The sequence below is a fragment of the Lutibacter sp. genome, assembly GCF_041562875.1.
Classification (GTDB): domain Bacteria; phylum Bacteroidota; class Bacteroidia; order Flavobacteriales; family Flavobacteriaceae; genus Lutibacter.
In genome coordinates, this window is sequence record NZ_JBFFOE010000183.1 from 1 (window position 1) to 2,195 (window position 2,195).

Annotated in this window: 1 protein-coding gene; it reads right to left on the reverse strand. The window is 30.3% G+C overall.

Annotated elements, in window-relative coordinates:
• Positions 1-675: 675 nt before the first annotated feature.
• Positions 676-2,195 (reverse strand): T9SS type A sorting domain-containing protein (locus tag ABY863_RS13475; RefSeq protein WP_372795691.1); only part of this gene is annotated, 1,520 nt, incomplete at its 5' end.

Here is a 2,195-nt window from a genome sequence, read left to right on the forward strand (position 1 = left end):
AGCCATTTCCTACCACACCTATTTGCTGAGAAAAAGAATTAAAAGTCAATAAAAATAGTGCGCAAAAAAGTATTATTTTAGAAGTTTGGGGTTTAAAATACATATGCCATTACATTTAATGATGGGACTTACAATATTAATATATTTAAAAAAAAAATACTAATATTAAGAGATAAATAGGCGTATAGCAACTTTTATGTAATAAACTGCTACGTATTTTATATAAATGACTTTACGACACGCTTCTTATTACTATTATTTTTAAGATATTTTCTGTTTCTGTACTTATTTGTACATTTATAAATTGCTTTTGTGCATTTATAAAAGGCTTACTTTTTCTAAATTTAAGTTTCTATCTAAAATTTGAGCTATTTACCCTAATCTATGCTGTAAAATAAGGTTATTAATTTTTATTAATAGATAATTTATGGTTGCATTATTTGAGTTGTTATTGATGATAGCAAAATGAAAAGGATTGTTATTACTTGCCATACCCGCTTCTGTTTTAGTAATTTTTAAGAGTATTTCTTCACCAATTTAAAAGCCATTTATAGGCACAAACGCCACATTTATGCCCCATAAATTTTTGTAAAAGGGAAGTTTTTATATGGTACAAAAAGAGGATTCAATATATTGAATCCTCTTTTTTGTTTGTATTATGTTTAACTTGTATTATTATTCAATAATAATTTTTTTTGTAATGATACCTGCAGTTGTATGTACTTGCGCAATATAAACTCCTGTAGACATATGTATTGGGAATGACATAAATCGATTATCAGTGTTTATGCTCCATGTTTTTACTTGTTGTCCTAAATAGTTAAATAAACTAATGCTCTCAATTTCAGTATCAACAATTCTATTTAATTGTAATTCAGAAATGGTGTTGTTCATAAAAATATGAACTCCTTCAATTAAGGCAACTTCTTGCAATGTTTTTAGACTTGGCTGAAATGTTAAAAGAAACCTTTCTTTATATTCGCCAGCTTCTAAATTAACTTCAAAATCTTGGTTGGTAATATCATAAGTTTCATCTGTTAAGTTGTCTTTAATATAAATAGAAGTGTTTTCGGCTACATTTTCAAGTGCGTCCACTTTAATTTTCATAATTCCTCCTTCTTTAGTTTCTATTCCTAAAGGAATTTCTGTATCTAAACTAAGGGTGTTGGTTGCTTGAATAACATACTTTTTAGAGTCAATCATCCAATACATATCATCGCTAATAATATCATATATTTCTGCATCATAACCCCAATCAACAGCATCGGATGTGTTTTCATCAATGGTTAATAATAACTGACGGTGATTAATTGCAGGAGCGTCAAAACCTATTCTGAATTTTGGTCTTAAATCAGTTTTATTAGCTGTTACTATTTTTGATTTTGCATTGCTACTTTTCATAAAAATAGAATTTCCTGAAGATTCTTTCACAAAAACACGTTGCCCATTGTTAAATTGAATGTTTCCACCGGTTGGACTACCAACCACAAAAAAAGCTTGACCAACAGGTATATAACGTCCTGGAGCTCCTTTTACCGATGAACCTAAAGTGCTTACACCAGCAGGTACATTTGATGATGCAGGTACAGCATCGGCTTTAGTTAAAATTGCATAACCACCTTGATAATCTCTTAAATTATGTGTATCTCCACCGTAATGTTCCCAAAAAACGAGACTTCCACCATTTCCTATGGAAGCTGTACCTAATGGACTATTATCATCTATAAATTGATAAGCATCTATGGCTGAAGCATAAGGATTTCCTACTAAATATTCATTATTTGCATTAACAGGTAAATTAATAGTGCCATTATTTGGTTGACCCGTAAACGTATAATTTTGTTCTGCTAAGTTTGTATTAGATCCTTTCATTGTAAATCCTTGACCTGCTTTTATATTTATGTTTTTTCCTGCTCGCGCCCAAGCACTATTACCTAACCCTGTATCTTCCTTTTTGTACATCCAATAGGTACTTAGTTTAATAGGATCAGTTGAAGCTCCATCAGCATAAGCATATGAATTACCAAAGTCAATAGTTTTAATATTATTTGGATCAGTGCCATCTCTTAAAACTCCTTCTACGGTATAATTAGCACCTGTTGAATTAACTGGTGAACTCCAATAATTGTATCTATAACTATTTCCTGTTCCTTGTTGATCAATTTCTATAGAACCTGTGCTTGATACATCAAAAA